Origin of the sequence: Methylobacterium sp., assembly GCF_019750675.1 — a bacterium.
Lineage (GTDB): Bacteria > Pseudomonadota > Alphaproteobacteria > Rhizobiales > Beijerinckiaceae > Methylobacterium.
Window position 1 is genome coordinate 1 of sequence record NZ_JAIEOF010000063.1, and the last position, 18,744, is coordinate 18,744.

Annotated in this window: 14 protein-coding genes, 1 tRNA gene and 1 pseudogene; 8 read left to right on the forward strand and 8 right to left on the reverse strand. The window is 71.6% G+C overall.

The window, feature by feature from the left end; all coding sequences use genetic code 11:
- Positions 1–197 (forward strand): annotated as a pseudogene (locus K2X24_RS03140) (hypothetical protein); the annotation flags it as partial.
- 8 nt (positions 198–205) lie between these two features.
- On the opposite strand, the gene K2X24_RS03145 reads toward K2X24_RS03140, so the two are convergent.
- Positions 206–976 (reverse strand): glucose 1-dehydrogenase, encoded by a 771-nt coding sequence (locus tag K2X24_RS03145; protein WP_292494562.1) that lies wholly within the window; start codon positions 974–976, stop codon positions 206–208.
- Between the two features lie 72 nt (positions 977–1,048).
- A complete protein-coding gene (locus K2X24_RS03150; RefSeq protein ID WP_292494564.1) occupies positions 1,049–1,996 on the reverse strand; it encodes a 3-hydroxyacyl-CoA dehydrogenase NAD-binding domain-containing protein in 948 nt (315 codons plus the stop codon).
- Between the two features lie 114 nt (positions 1,997–2,110).
- Here K2X24_RS03150 and K2X24_RS03155 point away from each other — a divergent pair, with 114 nt between their 5' ends.
- From K2X24_RS03155 to K2X24_RS03165, 3 genes are read left to right on the forward strand one after another with little or no spacing between them, the layout of a single operon-like run.
- Positions 2,111–3,103: an ABC transporter substrate-binding protein gene (locus tag K2X24_RS03155; protein ID WP_238275043.1), complete on the forward strand. Its 993-nt coding sequence runs from the start codon at positions 2,111–2,113 to the stop codon at positions 3,101–3,103.
- Positions 3,104–3,111: 8 nt separating this feature from the next.
- On the forward strand, positions 3,112–3,915 hold the full coding sequence (locus tag K2X24_RS03160) for an ABC transporter permease (protein WP_238275033.1): 804 nt from the start codon (positions 3,112–3,114) through the stop codon (positions 3,913–3,915).
- A gap of 16 nt (positions 3,916–3,931) precedes the next feature.
- Positions 3,932–4,726 (forward strand): ABC transporter ATP-binding protein, encoded by a 795-nt coding sequence (locus K2X24_RS03165; protein WP_238275031.1) that lies wholly within the window; start codon positions 3,932–3,934, stop codon positions 4,724–4,726.
- A 100-nt stretch (positions 4,727–4,826) separates the two neighbouring features.
- Here the strand turns inward: K2X24_RS03165 and K2X24_RS03170 are convergent, their stop codons facing one another.
- From K2X24_RS03170 to K2X24_RS03185, 4 genes are all read right to left on the reverse strand, one after another.
- Complete coding sequence (locus K2X24_RS03170) at positions 4,827–5,603, reverse strand: fumarylacetoacetate hydrolase family protein (RefSeq protein WP_292494568.1); 777 nt, start codon at positions 5,601–5,603, stop codon at positions 4,827–4,829.
- A gap of 113 nt (positions 5,604–5,716) precedes the next feature.
- Positions 5,717–6,652: a dihydrodipicolinate synthase family protein gene (locus K2X24_RS03175; RefSeq protein WP_292494570.1), complete on the reverse strand. Its 936-nt coding sequence runs from the start codon at positions 6,650–6,652 to the stop codon at positions 5,717–5,719.
- Between the two features lie 34 nt (positions 6,653–6,686).
- Positions 6,687–7,679: an NAD(P)-dependent oxidoreductase gene (locus tag K2X24_RS03180; protein WP_292494571.1), complete on the reverse strand. Its 993-nt coding sequence runs from the start codon at positions 7,677–7,679 to the stop codon at positions 6,687–6,689.
- Positions 7,680–7,758: 79 nt separating this feature from the next.
- Complete coding sequence (locus K2X24_RS03185; RefSeq protein WP_292494573.1) at positions 7,759–9,390, reverse strand: alpha-D-glucose phosphate-specific phosphoglucomutase; 1,632 nt, start codon at positions 9,388–9,390, stop codon at positions 7,759–7,761.
- Between the two features lie 277 nt (positions 9,391–9,667).
- On the opposite strand from K2X24_RS03185, the gene K2X24_RS03190 reads away from it, so the two are divergent.
- The 4 genes from K2X24_RS03190 to K2X24_RS03205 all read left to right on the forward strand — a co-directional run bounded on the left by K2X24_RS03190 (position 9,668) and on the right by K2X24_RS03205 (position 16,472).
- A tRNA-Ala gene (locus K2X24_RS03190) sits at positions 9,668–9,744 on the forward strand.
- Positions 9,745–9,964: 220 nt separating this feature from the next.
- Complete coding sequence (locus K2X24_RS03195; protein ID WP_292494575.1) at positions 9,965–11,452, forward strand: DUF2252 domain-containing protein; 1,488 nt, start codon at positions 9,965–9,967, stop codon at positions 11,450–11,452.
- A gap of 401 nt (positions 11,453–11,853) precedes the next feature.
- Positions 11,854–15,132, forward strand: coding sequence for a helicase-related protein (locus K2X24_RS03200; protein ID WP_292494577.1), 3,279 nt, complete (start codon positions 11,854–11,856; stop codon positions 15,130–15,132).
- A gap of 113 nt (positions 15,133–15,245) precedes the next feature.
- On the forward strand, positions 15,246–16,472 hold the full coding sequence (locus K2X24_RS03205; RefSeq protein WP_292494579.1) for an oxalate decarboxylase family bicupin: 1,227 nt from the start codon (positions 15,246–15,248) through the stop codon (positions 16,470–16,472).
- Between the two features lie 9 nt (positions 16,473–16,481).
- On the opposite strand, the gene K2X24_RS03210 is transcribed toward K2X24_RS03205, so the two are convergent.
- Complete coding sequence (locus tag K2X24_RS03210) at positions 16,482–17,462, reverse strand: sulfonate ABC transporter substrate-binding protein (protein ID WP_292494580.1); 981 nt, start codon at positions 17,460–17,462, stop codon at positions 16,482–16,484.
- Between the two features lie 99 nt (positions 17,463–17,561).
- Positions 17,562–18,725, reverse strand: coding sequence for an FMNH2-dependent alkanesulfonate monooxygenase (gene ssuD / locus K2X24_RS03215; protein ID WP_292494582.1), 1,164 nt, complete (start codon positions 18,723–18,725; stop codon positions 17,562–17,564).
- Positions 18,726–18,744: the final 19 nt, after the last annotated feature.

Consider the following 18,744-nt stretch of genomic DNA (forward strand, 5'->3'; position numbering starts at 1 on the left):
GCGCCGTCCGCCGGGCATCGCCCGCGCCGGCCCGCAAGCTGCGCGTCGCGCAGGAGCCGGCTCTCCCGATCCGGGCGGCTCCGGCCGCCACGGGCAGCCTGCCGGCGGCACCGGCGGCCACCAAGCCCGCGCCGGCCTCAGTGCCTGTCGTACCCAAGCCGGCCGCCCCGGGCACGACCTGGCAGAACCCGCGCTAGGATAGGCGTCAGGCGCCGCCCCACTGCATGGTCAGGCCGCCATCCACCACCAGGGTGTGGCCGGTGACGTAATCGGCCTCGTCCGAGGAAAGGTAGAGGATCGCTTTCGCGATCTCGTCCGGCTGGCCGGCCCGGTGCCAGGGGATGCGCTCCAGGGACTGGGCGAGCTTGTCCGGGTTCTCGAAGCGGTCGCTCGTCATCGGCGTCTCGATCAGGCCGGGCGCCACGTTGTTGACGTTGATCTTATCCTCGGCGAGCTCCCGCGCGAGGCTGCGGCAGAGGGAGCCGACGCCGGCCTTCGACATGCCGTAGGGCGCGCTCTCGGGCGTCGGCAGGTGCTGGGCCACCGAGGAGACGATCACGATCTTGCCGCGCCCGCCCTGCGCGCGCCGGACCTTGATGAAGGCGCGGGCGCAGAACACCGGCGCCATCAGGTTGACGCGCAGGATCTGCTCCAGCTTGCCGTCGTCCATCTCGGCCACCGGCATGCCGCTCATGGCCTGGCCGGCATTGTTGACCAGGATGTCGAGGACGCCGAGCTCCGCCGCGACCCGCGCGAAGGTCGCCTCCACCGAGGCCGGGTCGCCGACGTCGTTCTGGATCACGAGGCAGCGCCGGCCCGCCGCCTCGACCCGGCGCGCGGTCTCGCGCGCGCCCTCCGCGTCGGTGTTGTAGGTGACGGCCACGTCCGCGCCCTCGCGGGCGAAGAGTTCGGCCGTCGCTTGCCCGATGCCGGAATCCGCGCCGGTGACGAGTGCGCACTTACCCTGCAGCTTCATGGTGAGCCGGTCTCCTGAATCTCGATGCGAGGACAAGAGACCGGGGCCGGCGGCTGTTCCGGCGGGTCGGGATCACGATCGGTTCGGGGCCTCGCCCGCGACCTCGATGCGGGCGCCCAGGATGGCGATGAGGGCCGCGTCGCGCCGGGCCGCGAGCGCCTCGACCGAGCGCCCGCCGGCCTCGTCCGCGATCCCGGCGACGATCCGGTCCTTGACGTCCTCCGTCAGGTCCGGATTGCCGAGGCTCGCCCAGCGCCGCACTTGGCTCGGGCCGAGATGGTCGAGATAGTGCCGGATGCCGCCCGCCCCGCCGCCGAGATGGTAGGTCATGTGCGGGCCCATCGCCGCCCAGCGCAGGCCGGGACCGTTGCAGAGCGCCGCGTCGATGTCGGCGACGCTCGCCACCCCTTCCGCCACGAGGTTCACGGCCTCCCGATAGAGGGCGGAGGCGAGGCGGTTGGCGATGTGACCGGGCATCTCCCGGTTGAGCACCACGGGCCGGCGCCCCAGGCGCGCGTAGAAGGCGCCGGCCCGCGCCGCGACCTCGGGGGTGGCGGCCACGATCTCGACCAGGGGCACGAGGTGGGGCGGGTGGAACGGGTGGGCGACCAGCACCCGCTCGGGCCGGGCGCAATCCGCCACGATGGCGCTGCGCAGCATGGCCGACGTGCTCGACGCGATGAGGATCGCGGGCGGCAGCAGGCGGTCGGCCTCGGCCAGCAGCGCGCGCTTGACCGCCTCGTTTTCCGGCGCGTTCTCCTGGACGAAATCCGCACCGGCGAGCGCGTCCGCCAGCTTTGCGTGGAACCGGAGCGTGCCTGCCCCTCTCAGGCCGAGTTCGGCGAGTTGCGCGCGTGCCGCCTCCACCGCCGCGGCGGTGCGCGCCTCGAAGCCGGGTGCCGGATCGTAGGCTGCCACGTCGAGCCCGTGGGCGAGGAACAGGGCGGCCCAGCTCGCGCCCAGGGTTCCACAGCCCAGCACGGCGACCCGTTGGATTTCATCCGTTTCAATGGCTGTCAAAACTCTCTCCCCGGCGGGTTTACTTTCGAACTCAGAATACGCTTATTCAACCCCGTACCGACCGTTTTCGCGGCGGACGAAGTGGGCGACACGACCCGCGACCGGAGGACAACGATGTTCACGCGCCACGCCACCACGCGCGCTGCCCTGTTCGTTCTGGCGACCCTGGGGGCCCTCGGCACCGCCCGGGCCGACGACGTGGTGCGCCTCGGCAACCTGAAATTCGCCCATTACGGCGCCATCTCCTACATGAAGGAGATCGCCCCGAAGTTCGGCCTCAAGATCGACGAGAAGCAGTTCGCCAAGGGCGCCGACATCTACCCCGCCATGGCGGTGGACCAGATCGACATCTCGGCCTCGGGCGCCGACGGCGCGGTGGCGGCGCGGGGCAACGGCGTCAAGCTCTACGTGGTGGCGGGCTTCGCCAATGGCGGCGTACGCATCCTGCGTCGGCCCGACCTCGACACGATCAAGACCCTGAAGGACGTGAAGGGCCTGAAAGTGGCCACCGTGCGCGGCGGCACCCAGGACCTGATGCTGCTGGCCGAACTCGACAAGTACGGGATGACCTGGTCGGAGCGGCCCGGCAAGGACGTGCAGCTGATCTACTTCAACAACTACGCCGACCTGAACCAGGCGCTGGCGCAGAAATACGTCGACGTGATCTGCCAGAGCGAGCCGCAATCGACGCAGGCGATCAGCGCCGGCTACGCGACCGAGGTGGTCAAGCCCTACGACACCCCCATCGGCGTGCCGGTGCGCCCGCTGGTGATGACCGAGAAGATGTACAATGAACGGCCCGAGGTCGCCGCCCGGGTGCTCAAGCTGTTCGTGGCCGCCACCAAGGCCTTCATCGACGACCCGGCGTTGGCCGAGAAGTACGTCCGCGAGAGCGTGTTCAAGGGCCAGCTCTCGAGCCAGGACTTTCGCGACGGCATGGCCAACGCGAAATACACCTACGACGTGCCCGCCGGGCACATGCAGACCACGACCGACTACATGATGAAGTACGGCCTCGGTAAAATGGTGAACCCGCCGAAATCCGACGCCGAGTGGGTGAAGACCGACCTCCTCGAAAAGGCCAAGGCCGAACTGAAGACGAACTGAGTGGCACGATGAACCGGTTCCGCGGCGCCATCGTCCCCATCGCGCTCCTGATCCTGTGGGAGATTCTCAGCCGGGTGGGGGTGTTCTCCCCCATCGTGCTGCCGCCGCCGAGCGCGGTGGCGGTGAAGTGGTATTCGGGCCTCCTGCCCGGCCTGCCCTACGACCCGGCCACCGAGAGCTACTGGCACTGGATGTTCTCCGGCGAGATGCCGCACGACGCCATCGCGAGCCTCGGCCGCGTGCTCATGGGCTTCTGCGTCGGCGCCGGTCTTGCCGTGCCGGTCGGGCTCCTGCTCGGCACCAGCGACCGGCTCTACGCGCTGTTCAACCCCCTGCTGCAGATCCTGCGGCCGATCCCGCCCATCGCCTACATCCCGCTGGCCATCGTCTGGTTCGGGCTGGGCAACCCGCCCGCGCTGTTCCTGATCGCGCTCGGCACCTTCTTCCCCGTCCTGGTCAACACCATCGCGGGGGTGCGGCAGGTGGATTCGATCTACATCCGCGCGGCCCGCAACCTCGGGGCCGGGTCCTGGACGATGTTCCGGCGCGTGATCCTGCCGGCGGCGAGCCCCTTCGTGCTCGCGGGCATGCGGATCGGCATCGGCACCGCCTTCATCGTGGTCATCGTCGCCGAGATGATCGCGGTCTCGGACGGGCTCGGCTACCGCATCCTGGAGGCCCGCGAATACATGTGGTCCGACAAGATCATCGGCGGCATGCTCACCATCGGCATCCTCGGCCTCATCATCGACGGGGCGATGTCGCGCCTCAACGACCACCTCCTGCGCTGGCATCGCGGCCTTGAACGCTGAACCGGGACGCCTGATCATGTCGGCGCAAATCGAGATCGCCCAGGCCAGCAAGGTGTTCGGGACGGGCGCCGGCGCCGTGCCGGCCCTCGACGGCATCACCGCGACGGTGCCGGAGGGGCAGTTCCTCTGCCTGCTCGGACCGTCCGGCTGCGGCAAGTCCACCCTGCTCAACGCCATCGCGGGCTTCACCCCCCTCAGTGCCGGACGGATCACCATGGGCGGGCGCCCGGTGACCGAGCCGGGGCCGGACCGGGGCATGGTCTTCCAGGAATACGCGCTGTTCCCCTGGATGAACGTGGAGGACAACGTCCGCTTCGGCCTCGACATCCGGGGGGTGCCGCGGGCCGACGCCACCGTGACGGTGGACCGCATCGTGGCGACGCTGGGCCTGTCGGATTTCCGCAAGCGCTATCCGAAGGACCTCTCCGGCGGCATGCGCCAGCGCGTGGCCATCGCGCGCATCCTGGCCCTCGACCCGCCGGTGATGCTGATGGACGAGCCCTTCGGGGCGCTGGACGCCCTGACCCGACGCACCCTGCAGGACGAGCTGCTGCGGATCTGGGCCGAGTATCGCAAGACGGTGATCTTCGTCACCCACTCCATCGAGGAGGCGATCTATCTGGCCGACCGCATCCTGGTGATGACCTACCGTCCCGGCCGCATCAAGCGCGACCTCACCGTGGAGATCCCGCGCCCGCGCGACACGGCGTCGGGCGAGTTCAACGCCCTCAAGCGCGAACTCGCCGGCCTCGTCATGGCCGAGCAGCAGCGCTTCACCAGCGCCGAGCTGCACGGCGCGGCGGTGGACTGATCGTTTTCGAGTTGCCGCGTCCCCTCCCCCCACGGGGAGGGGACGCGGCGGGGGTCGTGTCTGCGCCCTCTCCAACCACCTCGACCTCGGGCGCTCCCGGTCAGACCGGCAGCAGCGTGAACGCGAGCGTGCGACCCAGAAACGACGCCGTGACGGTGCCCGGCCCGGTGAGGTCGAACGGCACCGAGAGCGTTCCGGTGGAAACCAGGCTACCGGCTGGGATCGTCATGCCGCGCTCGCGGGCGACCGCCATGAGGTCGGCCAGCGCCGCCAGCGGGTCGGTCAGGTCCTCCCCCGTCACCGCGCGGGCCCGCTCCGTGCCGTCGACCGTCACCACGAGGCTGCGGGCGAGGCCCGGCAGGTCGGCCGGGTCGAGGGCGGGCCCGATCACCAGGGCCTGGAAGGCGGAATTGTCGGCGGCGAAGCTCGGCCAGCCCACCGCGCGGCGGTCGAAGAAGCGCGACAGCACGAGCTCGAACGCCACGCGGGTCTCGGCCACGACGTGCGCGGCCTCGACGGCGGGGGCGCCCGGATCGATGTCCCGGGCGATGACGTAGGCGACCTCGAACTCGATCGTCACCGGCCCCGCATGGGGCATCCGGAGCGCCACGCCGGGCTCGTGGAGCTGGCCCCGCAGCACGCGGCCCGCGATGGACCGGCCGACCCCGGATGTGCGCTTGCCCTTGGCGCTGCCGATGGCGAGCTTCCAGCCAGCGCACGTCTCGCCGAGGGCCGCGAAGAGCCGATCCTGGATGTCGTAGCCCTCCGTCATCGTGCGCGGGCGGATCGCCTCGGGCAGCTCGGCGTGTTGCCGCCCCGCGCGATAGGCCGCCAGCAGAAAGTCGGCGGCCGGCTGGGGATCGAAGGCATCGGACATGAAGGGACCTTTTCGCGGGCGTACCGGAGCCTCTCGGGCGTGGCGGGACTTCTCGGGCGAGGCGTGGCTTTTGGGCCGAGGCGGGGCCTGGGATCGATCGGATCCCGCCGCCCTCAGGGCGCGACCCGGGCGCGGGGATCGACCCGGGCGATGCGCGACAGGAGGTAGTCGACCTCCGCCTTGCCTTGCGCCGACAGGTTCGCGGCCGGCTTGCGCTGGGCGTCCGAGGCGAAGATCCCGCGCTTCTGGAAGACGTACTTGCGCACCGCCAGCCCCAGGGGCCCCTGCTGCTGCTCGTAGCGGAGGTAAGGCAGGTGCGCGTCGAAGAGGTCGTGGGCCGCGTCGCGCTCGCCCGCCTTCGACAGGCGCACCACGTCCACCAGCATCTCCGGAAAGGCGTAGCCGGTGTTGGCGCCGTCCGCGCCGCGCTCCATCTCGAAGTCGAGGAACAGCCCGCCATTGCCCGTGAGGATCGCGATGTGGCGCATCGAGCCGTCGGCTTCGAAGCCGCGCAGCGCCGTGATCTTGTCGAGCCCCGGCCAGTCCTCGTGCTTGAGCATGACGCAGGACGGGTTCTCGGTGACGATCCGGCGGATCACGGCGGGCGTCATCACCACCGAGAAGGTCAGGGGATAGTCCTGAATCACGAAGGGCACGTCGGGGCCGATCGCCTCGGCGGCGTTCCGGTAATAGGCCACCACCTGGTCGTCCGTGCGCAAGGTGTTGGGCGGGCCGATCATGACGCCGGCCGCCCCCAGGTCCATGACCTCGCGGGCGAGGGCGCGCATGGCGGCGAAGCCCGGGGCCGAGACGCCGACGAGGACCGGCACGTCCATGCGCCCGACGACCCGCCTGGCGATGGCGACCGCCTCGGCGTGATCGAGCTTGGGCGCCTCGCCGAGCTGGCCCAGGATGGTGAGGCCGTCGATCCCGGCACCGGAGAAGAAGTCCGACATCCGGTCGAGGGAGGTCTCGTCGACCCGGCCGTCGGGATGGAAGGGCGTCGGGGCGATGGGGATCACGCCCTTGATCGCGCTGGTGAGAGCCATGGTGTCCTCCTCGGGATCTTCGTTGAGCCGGCGCTCAGCGATGCGCCAGGGCGGCCGGGTTGACGAGGTTGCGCGGTCGTTCGCCGGCCAGGATGCGGATCATTTCCTCGGCGGCGCCCAGGCCCATCACCCGCAGGCTGTCGGCGCTGGTGCCGGCCACGTGCGGGGTCAGCAGCAGGTTCGGGCAGGCGCGGTAGGGGTGGTCGTCGGGCAGCGGCTGGACCTCGAAGACGTCCAGCGCCGCGCCCCCGATCGCCCCCGCCCGCAGGGCGGCGGCCAGCGCTTCGGCCTGCACGATGGGCCCGCGCGCCACGTTGATCAGCACCGCGTCGGGCCGCATCCGGCCGATGAGGCCGGCATCGACGAGGCCCCGCGTCTCCGGCGTCAACGGGCAGGCCACCACCACCGCGTCGCTGGCCGCGAACAGCGTCTCGCGATCCACGGCTTCGAACAGGCCGTCGTCGGACGCCTGTCCCCGGTGGTGGGCGCTGCGGGAATGGCCGAGCACCCGCATGCCGAAGCCGTCCCGCGCGATCCGGGCGACGCGGCGCCCGATCTCCCCGGTGCCGAGGATACCGATCGTGGTGCCGCCGATCTCGCCGAGATCGCTGGCGAAGGTCTTGGCCGCGAGCCAGCCGGCCCCCCGCAGGGTCCCGTCGAGGTGCCCGAGGCGGCGGCGCAGGTGGAACAGGGCCGCGAAGACGTATTCGGCCACGGCGCCGGTGTTGCTGCCGGGCAGGTTGGCCACCGGGATGCCGCGCGCGGTGGCTGCCTCCAGGGGCACGAAATCGAGCCCGACCCCGTGGCGGACGATGCCGCGCAGGTATGGGGCATGGTCGAGGATGTCGTCGGGCAGCTGCGCCCGCACGATGAGCCCCGCCGCCTCGCCCGCAAGCGCCCGCAGGGTGTCGGGGGCCGTGTCCCCCGCGGTGACGACCCGCGCGTGCGGCGCCAGCAGGGCCATCGCCTCGGCGTGGATCGGATTGGTCAGGACGACGAGGGGCAGGGTCGGGTCTGCTGCGCTCACGGGGAGAGGCCTCGCTCGGGGACGGGACGTGGCGCCGGGGCGGGCTCCGCCGGAGCGGCCCGCCCCGGGGGCAGCGGTCTCAGGTGATCACGCTCGGCTCGGACCGGCCCGTGAGCGCGGCGATGTCGGCCAGATCGTTGGCGACCGCCACCACCGGGGCCAGCACCTCCGCCACCGGCCGTTCGAGCCGGTCGGGGGCGGATTCGTAGCGCTCGACATAGACCCGCAGGGTCGCGCCCGCCGTGCCGGTGCCGGAGAGGCGGTAGACCACACGCGCATCCTCCGCGAAGGTGACGCGCACGCCCTGCTGCTCGGTGACGGAGCCGTCGACGGGATCGACGTAGCGGAAGTCGTCCGCCGCCGCGACCGTGAGGTCGCCGAGCCTGGTGCCCGGCAGGCCGGCGAGCTTGGCCCGCAGGCCATCCATCAGGCGCTTGGCGGCCTCCGCGTCGATCTCCTCGTAATCGTGCCGGGTGTAGTAGTCGCGCCCGAAGCGGGCCCAGTGGTCCCGCACCACGTCTTGAGCGGGCTTGCCCGTGACCGCCAGGATGTTGAGCCAGATCAGCACGGCCCAGAGCCCGTCCTTCTCGCGGACGTGGTTCGAGCCGGTGCCGGCACTCTCCTCGCCGCAGAGGGTGATCAGGCCGGCATCGAGCAGGTTGCCGAAGAACTTCCAGCCGGTGGGGGTCTCGTAGGCGGGGATGCCCAGCGACGCCGCCACCCGGTCCAGCGCCCGGCTCGTCGGCATGGAGCGGGCGACGCCGGAGAGCCCCTTGGCGTAGCCGGGGGCGAGGTGGGCATGCGCCGCGAGGATCGCCAGGCTGTCGCTCGGGGTCACGAACAGGCCGGGCGCCACGATCATGTTGCGGTCGCCGTCGCCGTCCGAGGCGGCACCCAGGTTCGGCGCCGCCTCGCTCAGCATCAGTTCGTAGAGATCGTGGGCGTGGACGGGGTTCGGGTCCGGATGGTGCCCGCCGAAATCCTCCCGGGGCGTGCCGTTGAGGACGGTGCCGGCTTGCGCCCCGAACACGCCCTCCAGGATGGCGTGGGCGTAGGGGCCGGTGACCGCGCTCATGGCGTCGAAGCGCATGCGGAAGCCGCTTCCGAACAGGCGCGTGATCGCGTCGAAATCGATGAGGTCGCGCATCAGCGCGAGGTAGTCCGCCACGGGATCGATCACCGCGACGGTCATGTCGCCGATCCGGGTCTCGCCGATCGTGTCGAGGTCGAGGTCGGGCCCCTCGACGATGCGGTATTCGGTCAGCGCCTTCGTGCGCGCGTAGATCGCCGCCGTGACGGTCTCGGGCGCCGGGCCGCCGTTGGCGGTGTTGAACTTGATGCCGAAATCGCCGTCCGGCCCGCCCGGGTTGTGGCTCGCCGACAGGATGATGCCGCCGATGGCGCCGTGCTTGCGGATGACGCAGGAGGCCGCCGGGGTCGAGAGCAGGCCGCCCTGCCCCACCAGCACCCGGGCGAAGCCGTTGGCGGCGGCGATCTTGAGCGTGGTCTGCACGACCTCGCGGTTCAGGAAGCGGCCGTCGCCGCCGAGCACCAGGGTCGTGCCGGCCCGGTCGGGGATGCAGTCGATGATCGCCTGGACGAAGTTCTCGACGTAGCGCGCCTGCTGGAACACCGGCACCTTCTTGCGCAGGCCGGACGTGCCCGGCTTCTGGTCGTCGTAGGGCGTCGTCGGCACGGACGTTGCGGGCATCGTTCAGGCACTCCGGAATGGCTTGGCTCGAGCTTCGCGCCCAAGAACGCCGTTTGCCGACGCGGGTCAATCACCGTTGGTCCGGCGTACGCGCCTGGCCAAGGTGCCACCCGTGCCCAACAAGGACATCCGAGCATCTTCGTTTTGTATGTGTAGAAAAATACAAGATGTTAACAAATTCTTGCTCATTATCACCGGCGAGACACAAATCGATCCATGTCTAGTCGCCCCTCTGACACCACTTGCGGACAGTCGCACTTCGTGCTTCATAGACCTCGGCCAGGTGGGCGAGGGTTGAGCCAAGATCCCCGCAAGGATCTGCACGTCCGGTTCAAATCCGGACCCCGGCCTCCATGCATGGATTCGTCGCCCTGCTTCGCCATCCGACAGGTGATGCACGCGGCGATGTTCGACGGCGCGGCCCGCGAAATTCCGGAACGCCGACGCCCCTTTCACATCCTGGTCATCGATCCACACCGCTTGGATGAAACGTCGCGCTGGGACGTAACGCCCCGGGAACGAACGGAAATGGCCAAGGTTTGTCCATCACTGATCCGCGAGCGAGGAACCGGCCATGGAATGTCCGCAGGGTGTCAGCCCGCGCACGAGCGAGGGTAGAGACGCTTCGGCGGAGGCCGAGGACATCCTGCTCGCCCCCCTGGCCGACATTCCCCGCATCAACCTGCGCGAGGCGGGCGAGCCCTGGGACAAGCGCCGCCATGCCGGCAAGGCCCTGCGCGAGGTCGTGCCGCACGCCTCCCACGCGGCCTGGACACCGCCCGGCAACCGGCCGGACCCGGTCTCCCTGATCGAGGCGGCCCATGCCGGGCGCCAGGAACACCTCATTCCCCTGCGGGTCGCCCGCATGGCGAGTTCGCCCTTCGCCTTCCTGCGGGGCGCGGCCCACGTCATGGCCTGGGACCTCGCCCACACCCCGCGCAGCGGCATCGCGGTCGTGATGAACGGCGACGCGCATCTCGCCAATTTCGGCCTGTTCGGCACGCCCCAGCGCGACATCGTCCTCGACCTCAACGATTTCGACGAAGTCACGATCGGCCCTTGGGAATGGGACCTGAAGCGGCTCGTCGCCAGCATCGAGGTGGCGGCCCGCACGGACGGGGTCGGCAAGGCCGAGCGCCGGGAGGCGGCCCTCGCGGCGGTGGCGGGCTACCAGCACACCATGACGGAGCTGGCGCCGCAGGGGCCCCTCGACGTCTGGCATCAGGCAGCCCGGGCCGACCGGCTCGATTTCGCCGGCCTCACCATCGACGCCCATTCCGAGGCGGTCATCGCCAAGGCGGTGGAGAAGGCCCGCAAGAAGCACAACAAGAGCCTGCTCGCCCGGGTCGGCGAGCGCCGGACCGATGGCGGCTGGCGCTTCAAGGAGCAGCCCCCGATCCTCACCGGCGTCGATGCCGAGACCCGCGAGGCAGTGATCGGCGGCCTCGAGCACTATGCCGAGACCCTGCCGCGCGAGCGCCGGTTCATGCTGAGCCGCTACCACGTGGTCGACGTGGCCCATCGGGTCGTCGGCGTCGGCAGCGTCGGCACCCGGGCCTACGTCGCGCTCCTGTGCGGAAATTCCGACCAGGACGTCCTCTTCCTGCAGGTCAAGGAGGCGGTGACGCCGGCCCACGCCCCCTACCTCGCCGGCATGCCCGACGCCTATGGCGACCACGAGGGCGAGCGGGTGATCTACGGCCAGCGCCTGCTCCAGGCGGTGGGCGATCCGCTGCTCGGCTGGACCACCATCGACGGCCGCCCGTTCTACGTGCGCCAGATGAAGAACATGAAGGGCGACATTCCCGTGGCCGGCCTCACGGGGCAGCCGCTGATCTACTTCTCCTGGGCCTACGGCGCCCTGCTGGCCCGGGCGCATGCCCGCACCGGGGATGCCGCGGCCATCGCGGGCTATTGCGGCCGCGACCGACAATGCGACCTGCGCGAGGCCCTGGCCACCTGGGCCTTCGCCTACGGCGACCAGAACGAGGCCGACTTCGCGGCCTTCCAGGCGGCCATCGCGCAGGGCCGCCTGGAGGCGGCGCCCGACCCGGAGATGTGATCCACAGGGCCTGCGACAAACTGGGGACGGAGGGCGAAAGCGCGGAGCCCGCGACGCACCGGCCGCGTTTCCCAGTTCCTCTCCTCCAAGCCGGGCAGCGCACACCCCAGATGGCAAAACGCAGGACCGCGTCGTCTCCCGCTCCGACCCCAACGGCCCAGGGGCCGGCGAAGGGGCCGGCAAAGGCGAAAGCCCAGACGTCCGCCAAGGCATCGCGCGCCAAGGCACCACGCTCCAAGGCACCGCGCGCCAAGGCGCCAGGCGCAGAGGGACCAGGCTCGGAGGCACCCCGCGTCAAGACAGTCCGCGCCGAGGCGGCGTCGAAGCCGACCTCCCGCAAGACCTCGGCGCAGGCGCCCGAGCCGGCGCCGGCATCCGCCCCGGAGGCCGTCGCGCCGCTCGTGCCCACCGGCGCCCTCGCGGTCGCCCTCCTCGACCTGACCCGGACCGGCAAGCCCCTGGTCCACATGGCCCGCGAGAGCCACCGGCTGGAGGCCATCGCGAAGATCCTGCGGGCGCTGTCGCCGGAGCGCAGCGTCGCGATCTACCCGGAATGGGACTGCCTGCCCTACGACCGTGCCTCGCCCTCGCGGGGCGTGATGGGCGCGCGCACGGGCGTGCTGCGCTGGCTCACCGACACGGCGTCCCTGCCCGACATCATCCTCACCACCGCCCCGGCCCTGATCCAGCGGGTGCCCCCGGCCGCGACCTGGGCCGCGGCGCGCCTGGAGGTCCGGGTCGGCGACCCCCTCGATCCGGCGGCGGTCTCCGCCTTCCTGCAGCGCCTCGGCTACATCCTCGACGACCGGGTCGACGAGCCCGGCGAGGTCGCGGTCTGGGGCCGGACCGTGGACGTCTTCCCGGCCGCCGCCGACCGCCCCTGCCGCATCGAGTACGAGGAGGGCCGCGTCACCGCGATCCGCTCCTACGATCCGGTCTCGCAGCGCTCGCTGGCCGATGCCGACGTGCTCGTCGTCGACCCCGCCACCGAGATCCTCCTGCCCGAGGGCTCGGAGAGCCGGCTCGCGCCCTTCACGGGCCAGGAGCACGGTCTGGCCCGCTACTACCCGTCCCTCGACACCGTTCTCGATCAGGTGCCCGACGCGGCCCTCGTGGTCGAGGACGGGGCGGAGGAGCGGGCGCAGGCCTTCTTCGAGCAGATCGCGGAAGGACGCGAGGCCGCGGCCCGCTCCCGGCGCGGGGGGGCCGACGACGACAGCCTCTATCTGAGCCCCGAGGACTGGGCGGCCCAACTCGGAGCGCGCCGGGTCGCCGGGGCCCACGCGGACGGCGCCGACGACCTCACCATGCCGGCCTTCGTGCGGAAAGCCCGGCCGAACACGGCACTGGCCGAGACCCTGCGCGAGCGCCTGAAGGCCGGCGACCGCATCCTCCTCACGGGGCCCGCCGAGCCGCTGGCCCGGCTCGCGCGCATCGCCGAGCGCGCCCTGGGGCGCAAGGTCCGGACGGTCCGGGCCTGGGCCGACGCCGTTTCGGCGAAGCCCGGGGCGCTCCTCTGCCTGGAGGCCCCGATCGAGGCGGGCTTCCGGGTGCCGGACAGGGGCGTGGCGGTGATCGCCGCCGCCGACCTCTTCGGCGCCCGTGCCGCCACCGTGGCCGCCGGGGGCCCGAGCGCCATCCTGCCCATCGGCGAGGTCGAGCTGCGCATCGGCGACGTCGCGGTCGACCGCGACAACGGACTCTGCGTGTTCGAGGGGCTGGAGCCCGTCGGGACCGGCGACGGCGGCAGCGAGGACGCCCTGCGCCTGCGCTTTGCCGGCGACGGCATCCTGATGGTGCCGGTCTCGCAGGCCGACCGGATCTGGCGCTACGGCTCGGAGGTCGAGGCCGTGACCCTCGACAAGCTCGAAAGCGGAAGCTGGGCGAAAGGATCTTGGGGACGACGCCGCCTGGAGGCGGAGGCCTGCATGGCCCGGGCCGCCCGTGTGATGCTGGCGGATGCCGAGAAGCGCCGGGCGATCCGGGCGCCGGTTCTGGTGCCGCGGGAGCGCGAGATGGAGCGCTTCGCCGCCGGCTTCGGCTTCGCGCTCACCGCCGACCAGGCGAGCGCCGTGGCCGGCGTGATCGGCGACCTCGCCTCGGGCCGGCCGATGGACCGCCTCGTCTGCGGCGATGTCGGCTTCGGCAAGACCGAGGTGGCCCTGCGCGCCGCCGCGGCCGCCGTGTTCGCCGGCAAGCAGGTGGCGATCGTCGCCCCCACCACCGTGCTGGCGCGCCAGCACGTACAGACCTTCACCCGGCGCTTCGCCCGCTTCGGCGTCGAGGTCGCCCACGTGTCCCGCCTCGTGTCTCCGGCCGAGGCCAAGCGGGTGAAGGCGGGTCTCGCGGACGGCTCGATCCGGCTCGTGGTCGGCACGCATTGCCTGGCCGCCAAGGGCGTGGTTTTCGACGATCTCGGCCTGATGGTCATCGACGAGGAGCAGCGCTTCGGCGCCCGGATCAAGCAGGGCCTGCGGGAGGCGGCGGGCGACGGCCACGTGCTCACGCTCACCGCGACCCCGATCCCCCGCACCCTGCAGAGCGCGCTGGTGGGACTCCAGAGCCTCAGCGTCATCGCCACGCCGCCCTCGGTGCGCCAGCCCATCCGCACCGTGATCACGCCCTTCGAGGACGAGGCGATGCGCGACGCCCTCACGCGCGAGCACCGGCGCGGGGGCCAGAGCTTCGTCGTCTGCCCGCGCATCGAGGACATCGCCCCGATGGCGGCGCGCCTCGCCAAGCTGGTCCCGGATCTGCGCACCATGGTGGCCCACGGCGAATTGAAGGCCGCCGAGATGGACGACGTGATGGTGCGCTTCGCCGACGGCGAGGGCGACGTGCTGCTGGCCACCAGCATCATCGAGAGCGGGCTCGACGTGCCGCGCGCCAACACCATGCTGGTGTGGGATGCCGAGCGCTTCGGCCTGTCGCAGCTGCACCAGCTGCGGGGCCGGGTCGGGCGCGGCCAGCGCCGCGGCGTGGTCTACCTCCTCAGCCGACCCGACCGGCCGCTGACGCCCGCCACCGAGAAGCGCCTGCGGACGCTGGAGGCCCTCGACCGCCTCGGCGCGGGCTTCGCCATCAGCGCCCGGGACCTGGACCTGCGCGGGGCGGGCGACCTCGTCGGCGAGAACCAGGCCGGCCACGTCAAGCTCATCGGCCTCGGACTCTACCAGCACCTGCTGCACCTGGCGCTGCGCGCCGCCAAGGGCGAGGCCGCCGAGGACTGGAACCCGGAGATCCGCCTCGGCCTCTCGGGCGCCGTGCCAGCCGACTACGTGCCCGAGCCGGAGGTGCGGCTCAGCCTCTACACCCGGACGCTGCGCCTCGCGAACCCGGAGGAGGTGGAGGCCCTGCGCAGCGAGGTGGTCGACCGCTTCGGCCCGCCGCCCGAGGCCTTCGAGGAGCTGATCGCCCTCGCCCGGCTCCGGGTCGGCTGCCTGGCGCTGGGCATCCACCGCCTCAGCGGCGGGCCGCAGGGGCTGGCCGCCGACCTGCGGCCCAACGCACCGCCGCTCCAGGTCCCCGCCCACGCCCATATCGTGCGCAAGGACAACCGCGTGCTCCTGCGCCAGGGCAGCGCGGACCCGGCGACGCGCGGACGCCTCGCCGCCGCCTTTCTGGAGCGCCTGGGGGCACAGGGCGAGCGCCCGGTGCCGCCCGTCGCGGCGGCGGCCTGACGGGCGCTCGCACGAGGCCGTGAGGCACGGAACGGCGGTCCGTGGGGGTCGATTGACGGAAGGAAACGGGGCGCCCCACGGCGCCCCAGGACCCCACACGAGACCCGACGCCCATGACGGACCTGTCCCGCCGAAGCCTGCTGGCCGCCACCGCCGCCGGGGGATCGCTGTTCACCGTGGCCGGCGCGCAGGGCCAGCCTACGGCGCAGAGCCCGATCCGGGGGAAGGACGGCGCCTCGATCCTCGGCCCCCGCAACCCGGCGCGGGAGGCCGAGGACCCCTTCACCCTGCGCCCGCCCCGGACCGACCACGGCACCATGCCGAACTTGAAATGGTCCTTCGCCGACAGCCATATGCGCCTCGAGGAGGGCGGCTGGGCCCGGCAGACGACGATCCGCGAACTGCCCGTCTCCAAGGCGATGGCGGGGGTGAACATGCGCCTCGGCGCCGGCGTGGTCCGGGAGATGCACTGGCACAAGGAGGCCGAGTGGGCCTACATGCTGAAGGGCCGGGCCCGGATCACCGCGGTGGACGCGCAGGGCCGGACCTTCGCGGACGACGTCGGAGAGGGCGACCTCTGGTACTTCCCCTCCGGCATCCCGCATTCGATCCAGGGACTGTCCGCCGACGGCATCGACGGCTGCGAGTTCCTGCTGGTCTTCGACGACGGCGGCTTCTCGGAGGATTCCACCTTCCTCCTGACGGACTGGATGGCGCATACGCCGAGGGACATCCTGGCCAAGAACTTCGGCCTGCCGGAGAGCGCCTTCGCGGGTGTGCCGGAGAAGGAGCTCTACATCTTCCCCGGGCCGACGCCCGGCCCCCTGGACGCCGACCGGATGGGCGGCGCCGGCCCGGTGCCAGAGCCCTTCAGCCACCGGATGCTGGCCCAGGCGCCCCTGAGCCTGCCGGGCGGCAGCGTGCGCATCACCGATTCCTCGGTGTTCAAGGCCTCGAAGACCATCGCGGCCGCCCTGGTGGAACTGGAGCCCGGGGGCCTGCGCGAGCTGCACTGGCACCCGAACGGCGACGAGTGGCAGTTCTACATCGCGGGCCAGGGCCGCATGACGGTGTTCGGCTCGGAATCGAAGGCCCGCACCTTCGACTACCAGGCCGGCGACGTCGGCTACGTGCCCTTCGCCATGGGCCACTACATCGAGAACACCGGCACGACGCCGCTGACCTTCCTGGAGATGTTCCGCAGCCCGAGTTACGCCGACATCTCCCTACGCCAGTGGCTCGCCCTCACCCCGCACGCCCTGGTGGCGGCGCACACCCACCTCAGCCCGGCCGACCTCGACCGCCTGCCGGGGGTGAAGGCGCCGGTTCTGCCGGGCTGATCCCGTCCCTCAGCTCCCGGGCTTGCGCACCGCCGAGGCGACGTCGAGGGGCTTGGGCAGCAGGCCGAGGCGGTGGAAAGTGTCGGCGACCTTCTGCTGGTCGGCGGTGGTCTCGGCGTTCAGCGGCGTGACCCCGTAGGTGAGGCGGCGCAGGGCCACGGTGAGGATCGGCGCCGGGATACCGACGGAGGGGCTAAGTTCGGCCGCCACCGCGTCGGTGTTCTCCTTGGCCCAGGCGTCGATCTCGCCGATGGCGGCCAGCGTCGCGTCGAGGGCCGGGCCGTGGGTAGCGGCGAAGGCGCGGGTGGAGAGGTAGAACTGGCGGTTGGGCACGAGGTCGGTGCCGTCGACGAGGATGCGCCCGCCGGTGCTGCGCTCGCCCGAGGCGAGGTAGGGGTCCCAGATCGCCCAGGCGTCGACGGCGCCCCGCGCGAAGGCGGCGGCCCCGTCGGCCGGCGCCAGGAAGGTCGGGGTCACCGCCTCGTAGGGCACGCCCGCCTGTTCGAGGGCGCGAACCAGGAAGTAGTGGACGTTCGAGCCCTTGTTCAGGGCGATCTTCTTGCCGCGCAGGTCCGCGACCGTCCGGATCGGGCTGTCCTTGGCCACCAGGATCGCCTCGCCCTTGGGGGCCGCCGGCTCGTGGCCGACATAGAGCAGGTCCGGGTTGGCCGCCTGGGCGAAGATCGGCGGCGCCTCGCCGGCCGAGCCGAGATCGACGGCCCCGGCATTCAGCGCCTCCATCAGCGGCGGCCCCGAGGGGAACTCGGCCCAGGTGACGCGGTAGCCCAGCGGCTTCAGGCGCTGCTCCAGCAGGCCCTTGCCCTTGAGGAGCACCAGCGTGCCGTATTTCTGGTAGCCGATCCGGATCACCCGCTCGTCCGCGCGGGCGTGCAGGACGCCGAGGGTCAGCAGCGCCAGGGCGGTGAGGAGGATCCAGGCGCGGCGGGTGCCGGCGGGGCGAAGCGCCAGGGCGCGGGCGGCGGCGGGCATGGGGGCTCCTTCGGGGCAACGAACGGTCGGCGGAAGGGGATTCTCCTCTCCCCGCTTGCGGGGAGAGGGGATGCTTGACGACAGCGGGAGGTGTATCCCTCAATGCGCCGCGATGCGGCGGCCGGGCACGATGTCGTTGGCGATGACCTCGCCGAACGGGCCGTTGTTGCGGGCGTTGCTCGGCGCGACGCCGGTGGTGGCGCGCAGGGGGAGCTTGGGGAAGACCAGCTCGGCGAAGCGATAGGCCTCCTCGAGGTGCGGGTAGCCCGAGAGGATGAAGCGGTCGATGCCGAGGTCGATGTATTCCTTCATCCGGTCGGCGACCTGATCGGCGGAGCCGACCAGGGCGGTGCCGGCGCCGCCGCGCACCAGGCCGACGCCGGCCCAGAGGTTCGGCGAGACCTCGAGCTTGGTGCGGTCGCCCCCGTGCAGGGCCATCATGCGGCTCTGGCCCACGGAATCCTGGCGCTTCAGGGTGGCCTGGGCCTTGGCGATGGTCTCGTCGTCGAGGCGCGAGATCAGGTTCTCGGCCGCCGCCCAAGCCTCCCCTTCCGTCTCGCGCACGATGACGTGGAGCCGGATGCCGTAGGAGAAGGTCTTGCCCTTGCGGTCGGCGGCCTCCCGGGCCTTGGCGATCTTCTCCGCGACGCCGGCCGGGGGCTCGCCCCAGGTCAGGTAGACCTCGCAATGCTCGGCCGCGACCTCGATGCCGGCGGGCGACGAGCCGCCGAAATACAGCGGCGGATAGGGCTTCTGCACGGGCTGGAAGATCACCCGGCCCTCTTCCACCTTGAGGTGCTTGCCCTCGTAGCTGACCGTCTCGCCCGACATCAGCCCGCGCCAGATGTGCAGGAACTCGTCGGTGACACGATAGCGCTCGTCGTGGTCGAGGAAGACGCCGTCGCCGCGCAGCTCGACGGGGTCGCCGCCCGTGACGACGTTGATGAGCAGGCGCCCGTCCGAGACCCGGTCGAGGGTCGCGGCCATGCGGGCAGCCATCGCGGGCTCCTGCAGGCCGGGGCGGACGGCCACGAGGAAGCGCAGGCGCTTCGTGAGCGGCGCCAGCGCCGAGGCCACCACCCAGGAATCCTCGCAGGAGCGGCCGGTGGGCAGGAGCACGCCGTAATACCCGAGCTCGTCGGCGGCTTGGGCGATCTGGCGCAGATACGCGATCGAGACGTCGCGGGCGCCTTCCTGGGCGCCGAGGTAGCGGCCGTCGCCGTGGGTAGGGAGGAACCAGAGAACGTCGGTCTGTCCGGTCATGGGAAATCTCTCACGGGGT